Source organism: Neisseria sp. P0009.S007, from assembly GCF_051962515.1.
This window is the reverse complement of sequence record NZ_JBQCVF010000645.1, coordinates 1-915: the sequence shown is the minus strand read 5'-3', so window position 1 is coordinate 915 and position 915 is coordinate 1. Positions and strand designations below refer to the sequence as shown.

2 protein-coding genes are annotated in these 915 nt (G+C 45.8%); both read right to left on the bottom strand.

Translation table 11 applies throughout. From position 1 onward, the window contains the following. A partial coding sequence (locus tag ACTHS3_RS15405) for an FAD-dependent oxidoreductase (protein WP_440368424.1) occupies positions 1-641 on the bottom strand: 641 nt, incomplete at its 3' end. Next, on the bottom strand, positions 638-915 hold a 278-nt coding region (locus tag ACTHS3_RS15400; RefSeq protein WP_440368423.1), incomplete at its 5' end, for a squalene/phytoene synthase family protein. The genes ACTHS3_RS15400 and ACTHS3_RS15405, both read right to left, overlap by 4 nt.

Below are 915 nucleotides of genomic sequence, written 5' to 3'. Positions count from 1 at the left end.
ATCCGCCCTAAATCCTGCTTAGGCAAAAGATAATCGCTGTTCGCCTTTTCAGACCACACGCCATCATTCAATACATTGCATAAAATGCGCAACGATGCCTGTTCTAACGGCGTATTTAAAGCACCCCAGACCAAAGGTTGCCAAAATTGGCCAAGCAGGCTGCGGGGAACATTTCGTGTTCTCAACCACTTTGCAACGGTCAAATCAGTTTTATGATGGCCTGCCCACCGCTGCAATGCCGACATATCCGACAGCAATTTGATTTTCAATGAAAAGGAAAGATTTTTTGCAAGCAGGATACCGACAAGCAAATGCCAAGGCGCAGGCAGAGAGGCCGTCTGAAATTGCAATCCCTCATGGATGTACCATTGCAAAGGCTGGCGTAAAAAGGCTGATTCAGGTTGAACGCCAATATGTTGCATCAAAGTTTGAACACCATGATACGCACCCAATAAAATATGCTGCCCATTATCCAAAAAGCTGAATCCATCATCTTTCCCTGCTAAGGCACGCGCCCTACCGCCCGCTTGCCTCCCGGCTTCAAACAAAGCAATATCAGCTCGTTGAATCAGGGAAACCGCCGCAGACAAACCTGCCCAACCGGCACCAATCACAGCAATTTTTGGACGCCGAATATTCATGGTTTAAATCCAAACAGCCAAGTTTTCAAAGCAATACGTTTTTTACGGGGAGAAGGAATCGCAATTTTGTAAGTCAACACATTTTGCGCACCATCACGGTCGATTTCATTTAACAACGCATAATAAATGGCCGCCATAATCAGGCCGACTTTTTGCGATTTCTTATCCGCAGTCGGCAAAAGCAACATAGCCTCACGATAAGTTTCACGGGCCCTATCCACTTGAAACTGCATTAATTTCGCAAAATTGTCTGTCGGTTTACACTGCATGATGA